The organism is Streptomyces sp. NBRC 110028 (genome assembly GCF_001417735.1).
In the GTDB taxonomy this organism is placed as follows: Bacteria; Actinomycetota; Actinomycetes; order Streptomycetales; family Streptomycetaceae; genus Streptomyces.
The window spans coordinates 25880-44608 of the sequence record NZ_BBUZ01000049.1 but is presented as its reverse complement, the minus strand read 5'-3'; the positions used below and the strand labels follow the sequence as shown (position 1 = coordinate 44608).

Genomic DNA, 18729 nt, shown 5'->3' with positions numbered 1-18729 from the left:
GCTCCTAGCGGGTACGTTCCTGTAGATAGCGGACAAGTGCCATCAGGGCATTGGCCGATGACTTCTCGTCACGCGCGTCACAGGTGACGATGGGTGTCTCGGGCAGCAGATCGAGCGCCTCGCGCAACTCCGCGTCGGGCCGGGCCGGCGTGCCGTCGAAGTGATTGACGGAAATCGCGTAGGGAAGTCCGTACTGTTCCACCAGGTCGATCACGGGGAAGGACTCCTTGAGTCGTTCCGGATCGACGAGGATCAATGCCCCGAGGGCGCCCCGGGTCATGTCTTCCCACACCTGGACGAAACGTTCCTGTCCCGGTGTGCCGAAGAGATAGAGGACGAGGCGCTCGCTGAGCGTGAGGCGGCCGAAGTCCATGGCCACGGTGGTCGTGGTCTTGCCCCGGGTGCCCATCAGATCGTCTACGTGCGCACCGGCCTGCGTCATCCGTTCCTCGGTGCGCAGCGGCGGGATTTCCGACATGGTGCCGATGAACGTCGTCTTTCCGACCGCGAAGTGTCCCACGACCAGGATCTTGGCCGCGATCTGCACCGCGTCGTCCAGATAGACGTCCTCATCCGAAGCGGGCCTGGAGACCATCCAGTACCTCCTGAAGGAGTGAAACGTCGACGAGCTGGGCGGGAGGCGCGGGGGCGCGCGTGACCAGATAGCCGTCCGCCGACAGGTCGGACAGCAGAACCTTGACGATGCCGATCGGAAGCCCCATATGGCCCGCGATCTCGGCAACCGAGAGATAGCCTCCTGAACACAGGTCCAGCAGGCTCCGCTTCTCCGGGTCGAGCGTCGGGGAACGTCTCTGTTCGGAGGCGGTCACCAGGGTGATCAGGTTGAACTGGTCGCTGTCCGGGAGTCCGCGGCCGTTGGTGATGACGTACGGTCGCACTAATCCGGCGGACTCGGGCTCTTGCTCCTCCGGGGCAGTCATGCCTGAACGCCCGATTCACGGGGTGGAGTGGTCAGCGCCTTGCCGAGCTGACCGACGAGCTGCTGCATGCGGAAGGTGATGTCGGCCATGTCGACGTCGGGCGCGGAGGAGACGGCCAGATAGGCGCCCTCACCGGCCGATATGAGGAAGACCCAGCCGCCGTCGAACTCGACCAGCGTCTGGCGCCAGTTCATGTGCGGACCGCCACAGAAGCCGGCCATGGTGCGGCTCAGCGACTGGATGCCGCTCATCGCGGCGGCGACGGTGTCGGCCTCGTCCTTCCTGACCTCTTGAGATCGGGCCATCAGCAGACCGTCGGCGGAAACCAGGATCGCGTGGCGCGCCCCGGGTACCTCCAGGGCGCTGTCAAGCATCCATGACAGGTCGTTGTTCACTGAGGATCATGCCCTTCCCTGTTCGGGTTTGCGGAGCGACCGGACTGTGTGCCGCGCTGGAAGGCGCCCATGATCGAGGCGGTTTCCTCGCTCGTCCGGGCGGGGGCGTTCGCCGCGTCCGACTGCGGCACGATGGAGATGGACCCCTTGCGGCGGCGTTTGGGCAGGCCACCCGCCGTGGAACCGCTCTCTTCCGGGGCGGGCGCCGTGGACTGACGGGGTGCGGGCTGCTCTTCCGGCTCGGGCATGTTGGTCAGAAGGTCCTCGGGAAGAAGCACTACGGCGCGCACACCACCGTAGGGAGAGGCCGAATCGACGGAGACGGTGAAGCCGTAACGGGAGGCGAGCACACCGATGACCGCGAAGCCGAACTGCGGCGGATTGCCCAGGCCCGTGACGCCCGTCGCGCGCTGCGCGGAGAGCAGTTCGTCGGCCCGGTTCTTCTCCTCCTCGTTCATACCGACACCGGCGTCGTCGATGATGATGCAGACGCCCTTGGGAACGGTGCGGATCGTGATGTCGATGGGGGAATCGGGGGCGGAGTAGCTGGTCGCGTTGTCCAGCAGCTCGGCCAGGGCCAGTGCGACCGGTTCGACGGCCCGGCTGACCAGGGCGAAATTGCTCTGGGAGCGAATCTCGACGCGCGTGTAGTGGCGGATGCGGCCCTTCGCGCTGCGCACCACGTCATAGACGGAGGCGACGGCCCGCTGACGGCCCAGCCAGCCGTCACACAGCACGGCGATCGACTGCGCGCGTCGGCCGAACTGCGAGTTCATGTGGTCGATCTCCAGCAGGTCCTGGAGAATGTGGTGCTCGCCGTAGCGGTCCTGCAGCTTCGAGATGGCCAGCTGCTGTTCGTTGGCGAGACCCTGAAGCGTCCGCATGGCGGACTTCAGCGCGCTCTTGGTGGCTTCCTCGGCGCGTACGTGAGCGTCTTGGACCGCGGACGCGTAGTTGTTCTCGAGTTCGGCGTTGCGGTTCCCCAGTTCCGCCTTCTCGGCGCTGAGCTTCGCTCTCGCTTTCCGCCCGCGAATGATGGCGGTTGCGGTGAGAGGCGTGCCAGCGATCAGGGCCCAGAGCGCGGGATCCTGCATGTAATGCGTCATAAGACTCTCTTTAAACGACTAGACCGCCAGGGACTGAAGGGTTTGCTGCGTTAATAAAAATCCGGGGGTTTCGGAGGGGCGGCGGTAAGTCAGCGCCCGTACGGCGGCCGAGGGGACGCGGTGCACCGCACTCGTCCTGCCGCCGGCAGCGCACGGGCTCGGGTGCGCCGGTACGGCCCCATATGCCCAACTCGCGGCATAGTGCTCCTCGGAAGTGGTAACCCTCTCGGCTGATTCACCGGATCGCCGTGTGTCTTACGGGCCCTTGGCTCGCCTGGCAAGCGCGGTGATCGTATCACCAGGGGCAGGAGGCCCCGTGCATGTGCCGGTGTCTCATTCAACCACCTGACGCCGATTCAGCCACCCCCGCATTTTGCCCCATTGGTCGACGTCAGCGCGTGTTCCGTGGAGCCGGGTGACGTTCGCCGCAGGCTGCTCCGGGTGATGGTTCCAGCCATCAGATATCGGGCATTCGGTGCGTGCTGTGAGCGCATCGTGGAGGGTGTGTGGAGATGGTCGTCGAATTGTATCGACATTAATTGGCTTTACTTTCGCGTTATGGATTTACTTCCGATAAGTGACGTATCGGAATCCGCGGGCCGTGGCCGGTATCGTCGGGACGTGTCCGAACAGCCCTGCCCCGCCTCCGCTCCCACCCTCTTCACCTGGGAGTTCGCCACCGATCCCTACCCCGCGTACGCCTGGCTACGCGAGCACGCCCCGGTGCACCGGACCACGCTGCCCAGCGGGGTCGAGGCCTGGCTGGTGACCCGCTACGCCGACGCCCGGCAGACCCTCGCCGACAACCGGCTGTCGAAGAACCCCCAGCGGCACAGTGAATCCGCTCACGCCCGGGGCAAGGTGGGCATCCCGGGCGAGCAGCGCGCGGACCTGATGACACATCTGCTCAATATCGATCCCCCCGACCACACCCGGCTGCGGCGGCTGGTGTCCAAGGCGTTCACCCCGCGCCGCGTCGCCGCCTTCGCCCCGCGGGTGCGCGAGTTGACCGACGACCTCATCGACGCCTTCGCGGCCCGGGGGGAGGCGGACCTCATCCACGAGTTCGCCTTTCCTCTCCCCATCTACGCGATCTGCGATCTGCTCGGCGTCCCCCGGGAGGACCAGGACGACTTCCGGGACTGGGCCGGAACGATGATCCGGCACGGCGGGGGCCCGCGCGGCGGAGTGGCCCGCGCGGTGAAGCGGATCCGCGCGTACCTGGCCGAGCTGATCCACCGTAAGCGCGCCGCCCTCGGCGACGACCTGATCTCCGATCTGATCCGGGCCAGTGACCACGGCGACCACCTCACCGAGAACGAGGCCGCGGCGATGGCCTTCATCCTTCTCTTCGCGGGCTTCGAGACCACCGTCAATCTGATCGGCAACGGCCTCTACGCGCTGCTGCGCAACCCCGGGCAGCGCGCCCGGCTGCAGCGACACCTGGAAGAAGCGGAAGAAGGGGACGAGGGGCTGCTCGCCACCGGCGTGGAGGAACTGCTGCGCTACGACGGCCCGGTGGAGATGGCCACCTGGCGGTTCGCCACCGAGCCGGTCACCATCGGCGGGCAGCACATCGCCGAGGGCGAGCCGGTGCTGGTGGTGCTCGCCGCCGCCGACCGCGACCCCGAGCGCTTCGCCGACCCCGACGTCCTCGATCTGTCCCGCACCGACAACCAGCACCTCGGCTACGGCCACGGCATCCACTACTGCCTGGGCGCCCCGCTGGCCCGCCTGGAGGCACGGACCGCGCTCGCCACCCTGCTGCGCCGGATCCCCGACCTCCAACTCGCGGCGGAGCCGGACGACCTGCGCTGGCGCGGCGGGCTCATCATGCGCGGGCTGCGCACCCTCCCGGTGACCTGGGGGAAGTGACTGCCGGTCAGGCATGTGACCGCGGCGTGACCTGGGATACACCGGCTTGTGATGATCGTGTGACGTCGCTATGTTCAACCGGCAAACGACCCCCACACGAGAGGCGATTCGCATGCTTTCCGGGAACGGACGTCACCGCCGCCCCCGCCAGGCTCCGGCCATCGTCGTCGCGGCGGGGGTGACCGGTGCGAGCATCGCCATCCCGCTCCTCGGAGCGACCGGCGCCCAGGCCGCCCCGGCCTCCACCTGGGACCGGGTCGCCGAGTGCGAGAGCGCCGGGATGTGGAGCGCCAACGAGGGCAACGGCTTCTACGGCGGTCTCCAGCTGACCCTCGACATGTGGAAGAAGTACGGCGGCACCGGCTACGCCCCGCGCCCCGACCTCGCCAGCCGCTCCCAGCAGATAGCCGTCGCCGAGGCGATACTCGGCGACCGAGGACCGGACGCCTGGCCCAGCTGCGCGCTCAACGCCGAGCTGACCGACGACGGCGACGCCCCGGACGTGAACCCGGGCAGCACGGCGCGCCCCTCCCAGCAGCCCCCGCAGCGCGGCGACTCGGGCCGGGACGCCGGAGAGCCGGAGCGGCCCCACGTCTCCAAGGCCCCCGACGGGCTGGACGACGACGCGCCCGCCCCGTCCCCTTCTAATGACGGCCCGGAGCCCTCGCCGTCCCCGTCCTCTTCTTCGTCCTCTTCTCCGTCCTCGTCGTCTTCCTCCGGCGAGAACGCCTCCGAAGGACCCGCCGCGACCCCCTCCGCGGACGCCTCGGACCCGGCCGACGCCTCCACGCCCTCCGGTAAGCACCGGGGCGAGCCGGAGAGGGACGCGCGACCGGGCGACCGTGCCTCGCGTGGCGGAGCGCATCGTGCCGAAAACCCCACGGATGGCGGCTACACGGTGCGTCCGGGTGACAATCTTTCAGCAATCGCCGAAAAGCAGGAATCGGGCGGCGACTGGCGTCGGATCTACGAAGGCAACGAGAACCTCATTGGAACCGACCCGGATCTCATCCTCCCTGGTCAGCGACTTGACCTGACCATCAGGGGCCAGTAGTCCGGGGTGATTTGCCCGATCTGGCACCGGTGAGACATACCTCTCGTCACATTTCCCGGGCCGTCCCTGGTGTCCGGTCTCTCCATACCCGGCCCCACCTGCGCCGATGTGGCCCGAGTGAGATCGATAACAGCCCTCTTCGCTGGGATAAGGGTGTTTGAACGTTTCCCGGACGTGTGTTTAACGTCTTTCCGCTCGCCACCGCGAGCACCGTCGACCGTCACGCCGAGTCCTGCCGGCGGTCGTCCGGTACCGACGCGCCAGCGCCGAAGGCAGGAGCGGGGGACCCAAGGTAAGTGCCGCGAGGCCGGCGGAATCGGCCGAACGGCTAGGGGTGAAGCCCGGTGCGAACCCCGCACCGGGCCGGGCAACTCACGCCCGAACCCGACAGCTCACCTCGTAGGCGTCGGTGAGGAAACGAACGAACATGTCCAACGCTCAGGGCAAGCACCGTCGTCCTTCCAAGGCCACCCGCATCACCGCGCTCGTCGGCCTCGCCGGAGCCGCCGTGGCCACTCCGCTCATCGGTGCGACGTCCGCCTCTGCCGCCACCAGCTCCCAGTGGGACCAGGTCGCGCAGTGCGAGTCCGGCGGCAACTGGTCGATCAACTCCGGCAACGGGTACTACGGCGGCCTGCAGTTCTCCTCCTCCACCTGGGCCGCCTACGGCGGTACCGCGTTCGCACCCACCGCCGACAGGGCGGGCAAGTCCCAGCAGATCCAGGTGGCCGAGAAGGTCCTCGCCAGCCAGGGCAAGGGCGCCTGGCCGGTCTGCGGCAAGGGCCTGACCAGCGGCGGCGCCCCCGCCCCCGCGTCGTCCGCCCCGCAGCAGAGCCAGTCCGACTCCACGCAGCCGGCCCCGTCCGCCAAGCCGAAGGCCGCGCCGCGCAACGCGCCCGAGCACGCCGCGCGCTCCGAGGTCCGCGGCCCCGTCAAGAAGGGCGACGGCGAGTACAAGGTCAAGTCCGGTGACACCCTCGGCAAGATCGCCAAGACGGAGCACGTCAAGGGAGGCTGGAAGAAGCTCTTCGAGCTGAACAAGAACGTCATCCAGCAGGCCGACCTGATCTTCCCCGGCCAGCAGCTCCACCTGAGCTGAGCCGCACCACCGGAGTGCCGCGTCAGCCGAGGTTCACCCCGCTCGCCGCCCTGGCACGGCCATCCGCGGCGTTGCCGAATCAGCCGAGTAGGCCCCCTACGAGGCCGATCCGGCGCCTTGCGGCTGACCGCACCAGGACGCCTCGCTGCCGGGCAAACCCCGACTGACGCGGCACTGGCCAACGAGCCCCGGCCGGGTGCGCCGCCCCCACGGTGCACCCCGCCGGGGCTCCGGTGCGGTTAGGCTCATGCTGCTACCGAAGACCCATACGAAGGAGATCCTCGTGCCGTCCATCGACGTCGTCGTAGCTCGCGAGATCCTCGACTCGCGAGGCAACCCCACGGTCGAGGTCGAGGTCGGCCTCGACGACGGCAGCACCGGCCGTGCCGCCGTCCCGTCCGGCGCCTCCACCGGCGCCTTCGAGGCCCTCGAACTCCGTGACGGCGACAAGAACCGCTACGGCGGCAAGGGCGTGGAGAAGGCGGTCCTCGCCGTCATCGAGCAGATCGGCCCCGAGCTGGTCGGTTACGACGCCACCGAGCAGCGCCTGATCGACCAGGCGATGTTCGACCTGGACGCCACCCCGGACAAGTCCTCGCTCGGCGCCAACGCCATCCTCGGCGTCTCCCTCGCCGTGGCGCACGCCGCCTCCGAGGCATCCGACCTGCCCCTCTTCCGTTACCTCGGCGGCCCGAACGCGCATCTGCTGCCGGTCCCGATGATGAACATCCTGAACGGCGGTTCGCACGCCGACTCCAACGTGGACATCCAGGAGTTCATGATCGCGCCGGTCGGCGCGGAGTCCTTCTCCGAGGCCCTGCGCTGGGGTGCCGAGGTCTACCACACCCTGAAGGGCGTGCTGAAGGAGCGGGGCCTGTCCACCGGCCTCGGCGACGAGGGCGGCTTCGCGCCGAACCTCGACTCCAACCGGGACGCCCTGGACCTGATCGTCGAGGCCATCAAGAAGGCCGGCTACCAGCCGGGCCAGGACATCGCGCTCGCGCTCGACGTCGCCGCCTCCGAGTTCCACAAGGACGGCGTCTACCAGTTCGAGGGCAAGGACCGCACCGCGTCCGAGATGACCGCGTACTACGCCGAGCTGGTCGAGGCGTACCCGCTGGTCTCCATCGAGGACCCGCTGAACGAGGAGGACTGGGACGGCTGGAAGACGATCACCGAGCAGCTGGGTGACAAGGTCCAGCTGGTCGGCGACGACCTCTTCGTCACCAACCCCGAGCGGCTGGCCCGCGGCATCGAGAACGACACCGCGAACGCCCTGCTGGTCAAGGTCAACCAGATCGGCTCGCTCACCGAGACCCTCGACGCCGTCGAGCTGGCCCAGCGCAGCGGCTTCAAGTGCATGATGTCGCACCGCTCCGGTGAGACCGAGGACGTCACCATCGCCGACCTGGCCGTCGCCACCAACTGCGGCCAGATCAAGACCGGCGCCCCGGCCCGCTCCGAGCGGGTGGCCAAGTACAACCAGCTGCTGCGCATCGAGGAGATCCTGGACGACGCCGCGGTGTACGCGGGCCGCTCCGCCTTCCCGCGCTTCAAGGGCTGACAGCGGACACGTCTGACACCTGTCCCCGGCCGCGGTCCCGTACCGTGGCCGGGGACAGCCGCTACTCGAGCGGGCACTGCTCAAGCGAAGTCATCACCGGGGAGGCGACGTGCCGGCGGACCGGTTCTCCACCGCGACCAGGCTCAAGGCGCTCGGCGAACACGCCGCCGCCCGGGTCTACCGCGCCCGGATCAAGCGCCGCAGCCGGCTCACCGGCCGGGCCGCCCTCCTCGCGCTGGTCGTCTGCTCCCTCGTGGTCGCCCTGGCCTACCCCATGCGGCAGTACATCTCCCAGCGCTCGGAGATCGCCGACCAGCGGCGCCAGGCCCAGCGCGAACGCGCCGAGGTGGCCAAGCTGCGCGAGCAGAAGGCCCGGCTGCGCGACCCCGCGTACATCGAGCGGCGGGCCCGCGAGCACCTGCACTACCTGATGCCGGGCGAGACCGGCTTCAGCATGGTGGACCCCGGCGCCAACGCCGAGCGCTCCACCGACCAGGGCGCGGCCGACCGCCCCTGGTACACCAACCTCTGGGACACCGTGGACACGGCGGACGAGCCGAAGGCGGCCGCCGCGGACCGCTGACGCGCCGCGCCGGCGCCCGTCACGGTCACACCCGGTCCGACACCGAGCGAAGAGAACTTTTCCCCTCATGGACACGCCCCCTCCGCAGACGGAGCCCACCGCGCCCACCGACGCGGACATCGCCGCCGTCAAGGAGCAGCTGAACCGCGTACCGCGGGGTCTGCGCGCCGTCGCGCACCGCTGCCCCTGCGGCAACCCCGATGTCGTCGAGACCGCGCCGCGCCTCGAGGACGGGACCCCGTTCCCCACCCTCTACTACCTGACCTGCCCGCGCGCCGCGTCCGCGATCGGCACGCTGGAGGCGGAGGGCGTGATGAAGGAGATGACGGCCCGGCTCGGCAGCGACCCCGAGCTGGCCGCCGCCTACCGCGCCGCCCACGAGGACTACATCGCCCGCCGCGACGCCATCGAGGAGCTGAAGGGCTTCCCGAGCGCGGGCGGCATGCCGGACCGGGTGAAGTGCCTGCACGTCCTGGTCGGCCACTCCCTCGCGGCCGGCCCCGGGGTCAACCCGCTCGGTGACGAGGCGATCGCGCTGCTGCCCGAGTGGTGGCGCAAGGGCCCGTGCGTCGCGCCCTGTGCCGGACCGGCCGAGGGGGAGAGCGCATGACCCGCGTGGCGGCCGTGGACTGCGGCACCAATTCGATCCGGCTGCTGGTCGCCGACGCCGACCCGGCCACGGGCGGGCTGACCGAGCTGGACCGCCGGATGAAGATCGTCCGGCTGGGCCAGGGTGTGGACCGCACCGGCCGGCTGGCCCCCGAGGCGCTGGAGCGCACCTTCGCCGCGTGCCGGGAGTACGCGGAGGTCATACGCGAGCTGGGCGCCGAGCGCGTCCGCTTCGTCGCCACCTCGGCCTCGCGGGACGCCGAGAACCGCGAGGAGTTCGTGCGCGGCGTCGTGGACATCCTCGGCGTCGAGCCCGAGGTGATCACCGGCGATCAGGAGGCGGAGTTCTCCTTCACCGGCGCGACCAAGGAGCTGACCGGACACGCGCATCTGAGCGGTCCGTTCCTGGTGGTGGACCTCGGCGGCGGCTCGACCGAGTTCGTCAGCGGTGACGAGAGGGTGCGGGCGGCCCGCAGCGTGGACATCGGCTGTGTGCGGCTGACGGAGCGGCATCTGGTCGTGGACGGTCAGGCCCGCGAGGTGCCGAAGGGGCGCGGCGCTGTCGACAGCGACTCGGGCGCCCCGGAGGCGAACCGAGCCACGAGTATCGCCGAGAGGCCGACGGAGGATCAGATCTCGGCCATCAGGGCGGATATCGGGCGGGCGCTGGACCTCGCCGAGGAGACGGTGCCGCTCACCGGCGCCTGCCGCCCGGGCGAGGGCGGCCACACCCTGGTCGGGCTGGCCGGCACGGTCACCACCGTCGCCGCCATCGCGCTGGGCCTGGCGGAGTACGACTCGGCCGCGATCCACCACACCCGGGTCCACGCCGGTCAGGTCGGCGAGATCACGGCCAAGCTGCTGACCTCGACCCACGCGGAGCGGGCGGCGATCGGCGCGATGCATCCGGGCCGGGTCGACGTGATCACCGCGGGCGCCCTGGTGCTGCTGTCGATCATGGATCGGACCGGTGCCGAGGAGGTCGTCGTGAGCGAGCACGACATCCTCGACGGCATCGCCTGGAGCATCGCCTGAGCGGGCGCACTATCGTCTGAGCGGCCGCGGAGGGCTCTTCCGGGGCGTTCCGCGGACCGCCGCCAAAAGAGTTCGTGAAACTCTTCACATGAAAAAGGTGCCTGGTGGCCGCCTTCTGGGTCGCCTCGGGGCCGCTATTGGTGACGGTGTTCATCAAGTCGGCCGGAATACGGGCCGATCGGCCATCGCCGCGGACCGCCCGGGAACCTTGTGGTCTACTCCAGCGTTCAACGGCTATCGCTGCTCAGCGGGGCTGGGAACGTCTTGATCCGCTCGCCGGTTCCCCCGGACCGCTATGGCGTCCATCACGGGGGCGGCGGAGTGTAGCAGATACCCCGACATTGCTTGTGAAGGGGCTCACGAGGTCCCCCTCGGGGGGTGCTGGATACTCGAATCATGAGCACCACGGAGCGTCCCAGGATCCTCGTTGTAGGCGGTGGGTACGTAGGCCTGTACGCGGCGCGCCGCATCCTCAAGAAGATGCGGTACGGCGAGGCGACTGTCACGGTCGTCGACCCTCGCTCGTACATGACGTACCAGCCCTTCCTCCCCGAAGCTGCGGCCGGCAGCATCTCTCCGCGCCACGTCGTGGTTCCGCTGCGGCGTGTGCTCCCCAAGGCGGAGGTCCTCACCGGCCGGGTGTCGAACATCGACCAGGACCGCAAGGTCGCCGTCGTCCAGCCGCTCGTCGGCGAGTCGTACGAGCTGCCCTTCGACTACCTGGTCATTGCGATGGGCGCGGTCTCCCGCACCTTCCCGATCCCCGGCCTGGCCGAGAACGGCATCGGGATGAAGGGCATCGAAGAGGCCATCGGCCTGCGCAACCACGTCCTCGAGCAGCTCGACAAGGCCGACTCCACCACGGATGAGGACATCCGCCGCAAGGCGCTCACCTTCGTCTTCGTCGGCGGTGGCTTCGCGGGCGCGGAGACCATCGGCGAGGTCGAGGACATGGCCCGAGACGCGGCCAAGTACTACCCGAACGTGAAGCGCGAGGACATGCGCTTCGTGCTCGTCGACGCGGCCGACAAGATCCTCCCCGAGGTGGGCCCGAAGCTCGGCCAGTGGGGCCTGGAGCACCTGCAGAAGCGCGGTGTCGAGGTCTACCTCAACACCTCGATGAACTCCTGCGTCGACGGCCATGTGGTGCTCAAGAACGGGCTCGAGGTCGACTCCAACACCATCGTGTGGACCGCGGGCGTCAAGCCCAACCCGGCGCTCGCCCGGTTCGGCCTCCCGCTCGGCCCGCGCGGCCACGTGGACACCGGAGCCACCCTCCAGGTGAAGGGCACCGACTACATCTGGGCCGCTGGCGACAACGCCCAGGTGCCGGACCTCGCCTCCGGCGAGGGCGCCTGGTGCCCGCCGAACGCCCAGCACGCGCTGCGTCAGGCCAAGGTCCTCGGCGACAACGTGATCTCGGGCATGCGGGGCTTCCCGCAGGGCGAGTACAAGCACGCCAACAAGGGCGCCGTCGCGGGTCTCGGCCTCCACAAGGGCGTCGCGATGATCGTCATGGGCAAGATGAAGATCAAGCTCAAGGGCCGGCTGGCCTGGTACATGCACCGTGGCTACCACGGCCTGGCGATGCCGACCTTCAACCGCAAGATCCGGGTCATCGCCGACTGGACGCTGGGCATGTTCCTCAAGCGCGAGGTCGTCTCGCTCGGCGCCATGGAGAACCCCCGCGAGGAGTTCTACGAGGCCGCCGCCCCGGTCTCCGCGGCCGCCGCCGCGAAGAAGCCCGCAGCCGAGGTCACCGCGGAGAAGGCCAAGGCGTCCTGACGCCGGACCGGCGACACCGGGCACACCGGGCACACGGGCACCCGTGCAACTGGACATCCAGCACATCTGAACATCGAGCAAGCGCCGAGGGCGTCCGCCATCCGTGGGGCGGGCGCCCTTCGCGTGCGCGCTTTTTACCGATTCCAGACGTGTCGGCGGGACTGTACGGGCGGTTCCATGGTGTTTACGTGGGGAGTGAATCTTCCTGACTCGCCATCATGGAGGTGTGCCGACATGACCCACGCCGCCGCGCGGCTGGCCGCCCTGGCCGAGGAGGTGATGGGAGCCCCGCTCCCGCTCCGCATCCGGGCCTGGGACCGCAGTGAGGCCGGGCCGCCCGGCGCCCCGGTCCTGATCCTGCGGCGCCGGCGGGCGTTGCGCAGGATGCTGTGGAAGCCGGGCGAACTCGGCCTGGCCCGGGCCTGGGTGGCGGGCGACCTCGACATCGAGGGCGACCTCTACGAGGCGCTGGAGCGGCTGGCCGGGCTGCTGTGGGAGAAGGACGAGCCCACCGCCTCGCGCTCGGCCCGCCTCGCCGCGGCGTGGAAGGCCCTGCGCGACCCGGGGACGCGCAATGCCGTCCGCGATCTGGTCGCCCTCGCCGGCCCCGGACTGCCGCCCGCCCCGCCGCGCGAGGAGGCCGGGACGGGCCGTGGACCGCTGCACACGCTGCGCCGTGACAAGCGGGCCATCAGCCACCACTACGACGTCGGCAACGACTTCTACGAGCTGGTGCTCGGCCCCTCGATGGTCTACTCCTGCGCCTACTGGGAGAGAGCCGACACCACGCTGGAGGAGGCCCAGCGGGCCAAGCTCGACCTGGTCTGCCGCAAGCTCGCGCTGGAGCCCGGCCGGCGGCTGCTGGACGTGGGGTGCGGCTGGGGCTCGATGGTGCTGCACGCGGCGCGCGAGTACGGGGTGCGGGCGGTCGGCATCACGCTCTCCGAGGAGCAGGCGGCGTACGCGCGCAAGCGCATCGCGGACGCCGGGCTGACCGAGCGGATCGAGATCCGGGTGCAGGACTACCGCGAGATCGACGACGGCCCCTACGACGCGATCTCCTCGATCGGCATGGCCGAGCACGTGGGTTCCGTACGGTACGCCGAGTACACCCGCATCCTGCACCGGCTGCTGGTCCCCGGCGGGCGGCTGCTGAACCACCAGATCGCGCGGCGCCCCGAACCGGACGAGGAGGCGTACCACGTGGACGAGTTCATCGACCGCTACGTCTTTCCCGACGGCGAACTGGCCCCCGTCGGCCGGACCGTGACCCAGCTGGAGGAGGCCGGTTTCGAGGTGCGCGACGTGGAGGCGATCCGTGAGCACTACGCGCTCACCCTGCGCCGCTGGGTCGCCAACCTGGAGCGGTCCTGGCCGCAGGCCGTCCGGCTGACCTCCCCGGGCCGGGCCCGGGTCTGGCGGCTGTACATGGCCGCCTCCGCCCTGTCGTTCGAGCGCAACCGGATCGGCGTCAACCAGGTCCTCGCCGTCCGTACGCCGGACAGCGGCGCGTCCGGGCTGCCGCTGCGGGCCCGCGACTGGCGCGGCTGACAGGCGCCGGGAACGGTGAACGGGCTCGGCGCGCCGCGCGGCGCACCGAGCCCGTTCACCGTCGTCCGGGGCCGCTACTCGGCCTTGATGGCCTCCAGCATGTTGAGCTTGGCGGCCCGGCGCGCGGGCCACAGGGCCGCCAGCACGCCCACGACCGCGGCCATCGCCAGGAACAGGCCCATCCGGCCCCACGGCAGGACCAGTTCGTAGGTCGTCAGACCGGTGGAGATCAGCTCACCGGCCGCCCAGCCGAAGAAGACGCCGAGGCCGATCCCGAGCACGCCGCCGAAGAGCGAGATGACCAGCGACTCCAGCCGCACCATCCGCTTGATGCCGCGCCGGTCCAGGCCGATGGCCCGCAGCATGCCGATCTCCTGCGACCGCTCGAAGACCGACATGGCCAGGGTGTTGATGACCCCGAGCACCGCGACGATCACGGCCATGGCCAGCAGGCCGTAGAGCATGTTCAGCATCAGCGTGAAGAGCTTGGCGATGCTGTCGGAGATGTCCTGCTTGTTCTGGACCTGGAGGGCCGGGTTGTTGCCGAGTGCCTTGGTCAGCGCGTCCTTGTTGGCCTCGGTCGCCCCGCCCTTGGTCTTCACCATCACCTGGAAGTCGGTGACGGTGGCCATGTGCGGGGTGATGGTGGCGGCGTCGACCATGACCCCGCGGATCATCTGGTTGCCCTCGTACACGCCGCCCACGGTCAGCTTCCCGCTGCGGCCGTCCTGGTACGTCACCGGGAAGGCCGAGCCGACCTTCCAGCCGTTGCTGTCGGCGGTCTTGTCGTCGACGACGACCTTCTGGCCGCCGAAGCCGGAGAACGACCCGTGGACGAAGTCCACGCCGACCAGCTGCCTGATGGCCTTCGGGTTCACACCCGTCAGGGAGTCGGTCTCGCCGCCGACCTTGGCCGGGGTGTTGCGCAGCGGGCTGACCGCGGTGACCTCGGGCTGCTTCTGAAGCTTCTTGGCCACGTCCGGGGACAGCGGCCGCGGCGCCCCGCCGGCGCCGCCCATGCTGACGACGTAGTCGGACTTCAGCCCGTCCGAGGCCATCTGGTCGATGCCCTTCTGGACGCTGCCCGCGATGACCGTCATGCCGGTGATCAGGGTGAGGCCGACCATCAGCGCGGAGGCGGTGGCGGCGGTACGGCGCGGGTTGCGCACCGCGTTCTGCCGGGCGAGCTTGCCGGACATCCCGAAGAGCCGCAAGCCCGGAGCGGCCGCGGCGATCAGCGGCCGGGACAGCAGCGGGGTGAGTACGAACACGCCGATCACCAGGACCGCCGCGCCGAACGCCATCGGGCCCTTGCCGTCCATGCCCTGGCCGGAGCCGTACAGCACCAGCGCGACACCGGCGGCGGCGAGCAGCCCGCCGATCGTGTTCCGTACCACCAGACCGCGGGTCGTCGGCGCGGCGTGCACGCTGCTCATCGCGGCGACCGGCGGGATCTTCGCGGCGCGGCGGCCCGGCAGCCAGGCGGCGAGCACGGTCACCACGACGCCGACGAGCAGCGAGACCGCAACGGTCGTCGGCTGGACGACCAGCGGCCCGTCCGGGACGGTGGCCCCGGTGGAGGACAGCAGCGAGCGCAGCCCGGCGCCGATGCCGACACCGGCGGCCATGCCCACCACGGCCGCGACGGCGCCGACGGCGGTGGCCTCGATCAGCACCGAGCGGGTCACCTGACGGCGGCTCGCGCCGACCGCCCGCATCAGGGCCAGCTCCTTGGTGCGCTGGGCGACCAGCATGGTGAAGGTGTTGGCGATGATGAAGATGCCGACGAAGAGCGCGATCCCGGCGAACACCAGCATGGCGGTCTGCATGCTGCTCATGCCCTGCTTGATCTGCTCGGCCTGGTCGTCGGCGAGCTTCTGGCCGGTGGCGGCCCTGGCATCCGGCGGCAGGATCTTGTCGACCGCGGACTTCAGCGCGGCCTGCGAGGTCCCGGCGGCGGCCTTCACATCGATCTCGTCGAACTGGCCGGGCTTGGCGAACAGCTTCTGCGCGGTGGCGTTGTCGTACAGCGCGAGGCTGCCGCCCGCCGCCACATTGCCGTCGTCGGTGGTGAAGACGCCGGAGATCTTCTCGGTGCGCACCGGGCCGTTCACGGACACCCGGATGGTGTCACCGGCCTTGTAGTGGCCCTTCGCGGCGGACTCGGAGTCGAGCGCGATCTCGCCCGGGGCCTTGGGCGCGCGGCCCTCGGTCATCGTGTACCGCGGGTCCTTGCCGTCGGGGCCCGGGTAGTAGTTCCCGCCGAGGGTGGAGAAGCCGCCGCCGAGCAGGTCGCCCTCGCGGTCGGAGAGGGCGGTGAAGCCCTTGACGACCCCGGTGGCGGAGGCGGCGCCGGGCACCTTGGCCGCCTTGTCGAGCACCTGCTGGCCGAGCCGCGGCGTGGAGCCGGGGACGCCCGAGCCGGAGTCGGACTTGTGCGGGGTGATGGCGACGTCGACGCCGTCGAAGCCCTTCTCGGAGCTCTTCTGGTAGGCGGCGGAGATGGTGTTGGTGAAGACCAGGGTGCCGGAGACGAAGGCCACGCCGAGCATGACGGCGAGGACGGTCATCAGCAGCCGGGCCTTGTGCGCGAGCACATTGCGCAAGGCGGTACGGAGCATGGAAGTCAGTCCTGGGAGGAAGGGAGACGTGCGGAGGCTTGGAAGCGTCGTGCGGTGACCGGCGCGCGCCTCGCGTCAGCTCGTACGGCCCTTGGCGTCGAACCGCTTCATGCGGTCCAGCACCGAGTCGGCGGTCGGGGCCAGCAGCTCGTCCACGATCTGGCCGTCGGCGAGGAAGACCACCCGGTCGGCGTAGGCCGCGGCGACCGGGTCGTGGGTCACCATGACCACGGTCTGGCCCAGTTCGCGCACCGAGTTGCGCAGGAAGCCCAGCACCTCGGCGCCGGAGCGGGAGTCGAGGTTTCCGGTGGGCTCGTCCGCGAAGATGATCTCGGGCTTGCCGGCCAGCGCGCGGGCGACGGCCACCCGCTGCTGCTGACCGCCGGAGAGCTGGCTCGGGCGGTGCTTGAGCCGCCCGGCCAGACCGACCGTCTCCACGACCTGGTCCAGCCACTTCTGGTCGGCCTTGCGGCCCGCTATGTCCATCGGCAGGGTGATGTTCTCCAGCGCGTTCAGCGTCGGCAGCAGGTTGAACGCCTGGAAGATGAACCCGATCTTGTCGCGGCGCAGTTGGGTGAGCTTCTTGTCCTTGAGGGCCGTCAGCTCGACGTCGCCGATGCGGGCCGAGCCATGGGAGACGGAGTCCAGGCCCGCCATGCAGTGCATGAGCGTCGACTTGCCCGAACCCGACGGGCCCATGATCGCGGTGAACTCGGCCTGCCGGAACTCGACGGAGACGGAGTCCAGGGCGACGACCTGGGTCTCGCCCTGTCCGTAGACCTTGGAGAGGTCCGTTGCTCGGGCCGCCGCCGTCGTGGAACGGGCGGCGGTCTCGACGCCGGAAGTGGTGGTGGTCACGGTGCGGGGCTCCTGTCGTGCGGTCGGGTCGTCCGGGACGTCCTTCCATCGTCCTTGCCCTGAGGAAGGACGGGATCCGTCGCTCCTCCGGTTCTGCGCGCGACTCGGGTCGTAGGCGCGCGGCCCGGAGTCCTCCTTGGGTAGGAGAGGACCCCCGAACGGGGGCATCGAGATTGCGTCAATCCGCCGTCAAAGGGGTCACAGGGCATATAAGCAGGTCCGGTCGGGCGCCGGCATCGGCGGGTACCCTGCCCCACTGCTGATGGGCCCTCAGTTGCCAATAAAATAAGACAACCTCGGTCCGGTGATTCGCTGTTCGGGTTCATCGGCCCGGATAGGCTCGTGCTGCTCTCCCGTGGGGAGGGAGGTACGCAAGGACGTACGTCCCAGGGTGAGCCGCTGCCCGGATGGTGGAATGCAGACACGGCGAGCTTAAACCTCGCTGCCCCTCGCGGGCGTACCGGTTCAAGTCCGGTTCCGGGCACCTCCAGATCTCGTGGGCGCACGCTGTGTGCGTGGCCGGTCGCCCACCGTACGACCAGGGCCTCTATCCGGCCCCGCACCGGCTCCCCCGGGGCCTCGCGCTGTCCGCGCGCGCGTGAAAAGATCCTCCTTGGGCACTAGGGTGCTTTCTTTGCTTACCCATTACTCTTAGGTCAAGGTCGCGCAGGGCGGCCATGGAGGAGTGAGATGAGGAGCAGCAACCCGGTCTTCTCGCGACGGGGGTTCAGCCGCAGCGGCGGCTACGCCGGCTTCGGCGCGGCCCAGCAGGCCGGGGGCCCCGCCGCAGCCCAGGGCAACCCCTACGCGGGCGGCAACCCGTACGCGCAGACGCAAGCCGCACCGGCCAATCCCTACGCGGCCGGTGGCCAGCAGAACCTGACGCCCGAGCAGCTCCAGCAGATGTACGGAGCGCCCCCGGCCGGTCCGCAGACCGGCCGGATGACGATGGACGACGTCGTCATGCGCACCGGTATGACGCTGGGCACCGTCATCGTCGCCGCGGCCGTCGCCTGGATCGCGCACCTTCCCCTCGGCGTGGGCATCGGCGCCGCGCTGGTCGCGATGGTGCTCGGCCTGGTGCAGTCGTTCAAGCGCGCGCCCTCGCCCGCGCTCATCATGGGGTACGCCCTGTTCGAGGGGCTCTTCCTCGGCGTCATCAGCCAGGCGTACAACGAGCGCTGGTCCGGCGCCCCGATGCAGGCGGTCCTCGGCACGATGGCCGTCTTCGTGGGTGTGCTCGCCGCGTACAAGACCCGGCTCATCCGGGTGAACGCGCGCTTCCAGCGCTTCGTGCTCGCGGCGGCCATCGGCTTCCTGCTGCTGATGGCGGTCAACCTGCTGTTCACCGTCTTCGCCGGCGGTGACGGCATGGGCTTCCGCAGCGGCCCGCTGGGCATCGTCTTCGGGATCATCGGCGTCGTGCTCGGCGCCGCGTTCCTGGCGATGGACTTCAAGCAGGTCGAGGACGGCGTCCGGTACGGCGCTCCGCGCGAGGAGTCCTGGCTGGCCGCGTTCGGTCTGACGCTGTCGCTGGTGTGGATCTACCTGGAGCTGCTCCGGCTGATCTCCATCTTCAGGGACTAGCGCCCGGGGCCGGCGGCCCCCAGCCGATCAACGCCGAAGGGCCCGTGGAGGCGATCGCCTCCACGG

The 18729-nt window shown here is 69.8% G+C and carries 16 protein-coding genes, 1 tRNA gene and 1 riboswitch; of the genes, 11 read left to right on the top strand and 6 right to left on the bottom strand.

The annotated features are described in order from the left end of the window. Window positions 1-4: 4 nt before the first annotated feature. Genes ASC60_RS34735 through ASC60_RS34720 form a run of 4 tightly spaced genes read right to left on the bottom strand, consistent with a single transcriptional unit; the run spans window position 5 to window position 2442 of the window. Entirely contained in the window at window positions 5-595 is a 591-nt protein-coding gene (locus tag ASC60_RS34735) for an ATP/GTP-binding protein (protein ID WP_055557696.1), read from the bottom strand. Next, window positions 570-941 (bottom strand): DUF742 domain-containing protein, encoded by a 372-nt coding sequence (locus ASC60_RS34730; RefSeq protein ID WP_055557695.1) that lies wholly within the window; start codon window positions 939-941, stop codon window positions 570-572. The genes ASC60_RS34735 and ASC60_RS34730 overlap by 26 nt, the downstream gene beginning before the upstream one ends. Beyond that, window positions 938-1336, bottom strand: a complete 399-nt coding sequence (locus ASC60_RS34725) for a roadblock/LC7 domain-containing protein (RefSeq protein ID WP_055557694.1) — start codon at window positions 1334-1336, stop codon at window positions 938-940. Before ASC60_RS34725 ends, ASC60_RS34730 begins: the two co-directional genes overlap by 4 nt. After that, a complete protein-coding gene (locus ASC60_RS34720) occupies window positions 1333-2442 on the bottom strand; it encodes a sensor histidine kinase KdpD (protein WP_055557693.1) in 1110 nt (369 codons plus the stop codon). The genes ASC60_RS34725 and ASC60_RS34720 overlap by 4 nt, the downstream gene beginning before the upstream one ends. 621 nt (window positions 2443-3063) lie before the next feature. Between ASC60_RS34720 and ASC60_RS34715 the strand changes: the two genes are divergently transcribed. The 9 genes from ASC60_RS34715 (at window position 3064) to ASC60_RS34675 (ending at window position 13597) form a co-directional block, all read left to right on the top strand. Continuing rightward, entirely contained in the window at window positions 3064-4317 is a 1254-nt protein-coding gene (locus tag ASC60_RS34715; RefSeq protein ID WP_055557692.1) for a cytochrome P450, read from the top strand. Between the two features lie 112 nt (window positions 4318-4429). Then, window positions 4430-5371 carry a transglycosylase family protein gene (locus ASC60_RS34710; protein WP_055557691.1) on the top strand — a complete coding sequence of 314 codons (942 nt, stop codon included), beginning with the start codon at window positions 4430-4432 and terminating at the stop codon, window positions 5369-5371. A gap of 254 nt (window positions 5372-5625) precedes the next feature. Beyond that, window positions 5626-5792: riboswitch (cyclic di-AMP (ydaO/yuaA leader) on the top strand. Window positions 5793-5798: 6 nt separating this feature from the next. Then, window positions 5799-6470 (top strand): transglycosylase family protein, encoded by a 672-nt coding sequence (locus tag ASC60_RS34705; protein ID WP_055557690.1) that lies wholly within the window; start codon window positions 5799-5801, stop codon window positions 6468-6470. 277 nt (window positions 6471-6747) lie between these two features. After that, on the top strand, window positions 6748-8034 hold the full coding sequence (eno, locus tag ASC60_RS34700) for a phosphopyruvate hydratase (protein ID WP_199831129.1): 1287 nt from the start codon (window positions 6748-6750) through the stop codon (window positions 8032-8034). A 109-nt stretch (window positions 8035-8143) separates the two neighbouring features. After that, window positions 8144-8617 (top strand): septum formation initiator family protein, encoded by a 474-nt coding sequence (locus ASC60_RS34695; RefSeq protein ID WP_055557689.1) that lies wholly within the window; start codon window positions 8144-8146, stop codon window positions 8615-8617. A gap of 67 nt (window positions 8618-8684) precedes the next feature. Beyond that, window positions 8685-9227 (top strand): DUF501 domain-containing protein, encoded by a 543-nt coding sequence (locus tag ASC60_RS34690; protein WP_055557688.1) that lies wholly within the window; start codon window positions 8685-8687, stop codon window positions 9225-9227. Beyond that, a complete protein-coding gene (locus ASC60_RS34685) occupies window positions 9224-10261 on the top strand; it encodes a Ppx/GppA phosphatase family protein (protein WP_055557687.1) in 1038 nt (345 codons plus the stop codon). The genes ASC60_RS34690 and ASC60_RS34685 overlap by 4 nt, the downstream gene beginning before the upstream one ends. Before the next feature lie 396 nt (window positions 10262-10657). Then, entirely contained in the window at window positions 10658-12046 is a 1389-nt protein-coding gene (locus ASC60_RS34680; RefSeq protein WP_055557686.1) for an NAD(P)/FAD-dependent oxidoreductase, read from the top strand. Window positions 12047-12280: 234 nt separating this feature from the next. Then, window positions 12281-13597, top strand: a complete 1317-nt coding sequence (locus ASC60_RS34675) for a cyclopropane-fatty-acyl-phospholipid synthase family protein (RefSeq protein ID WP_055557685.1) — start codon at window positions 12281-12283, stop codon at window positions 13595-13597. Window positions 13598-13671: 74 nt separating this feature from the next. Here ASC60_RS34675 and ASC60_RS34670 read toward each other — a convergent pair whose 3' ends face one another. Together ASC60_RS34670 and ASC60_RS34665 are read right to left on the bottom strand one after the other, a co-directional pair. Beyond that, window positions 13672-16218 (bottom strand): ABC transporter permease, encoded by a 2547-nt coding sequence (locus ASC60_RS34670; protein ID WP_055557684.1) that lies wholly within the window; start codon window positions 16216-16218, stop codon window positions 13672-13674. 75 nt (window positions 16219-16293) lie between these two features. Then, entirely contained in the window at window positions 16294-17076 is a 783-nt protein-coding gene (locus ASC60_RS34665) for an ABC transporter ATP-binding protein (protein ID WP_055557683.1), read from the bottom strand. 401 nt (window positions 17077-17477) lie between these two features. On the opposite strand from ASC60_RS34665, the gene ASC60_RS34660 reads away from it, so the two are divergent. After that, window positions 17478-17560 (top strand) — tRNA-Leu (locus ASC60_RS34660). A gap of 206 nt (window positions 17561-17766) precedes the next feature. Next, entirely contained in the window at window positions 17767-18663 is an 897-nt protein-coding gene (locus tag ASC60_RS34655; RefSeq protein ID WP_055557682.1) for a Bax inhibitor-1/YccA family protein, read from the top strand. Window positions 18664-18729: the final 66 nt, after the last annotated feature.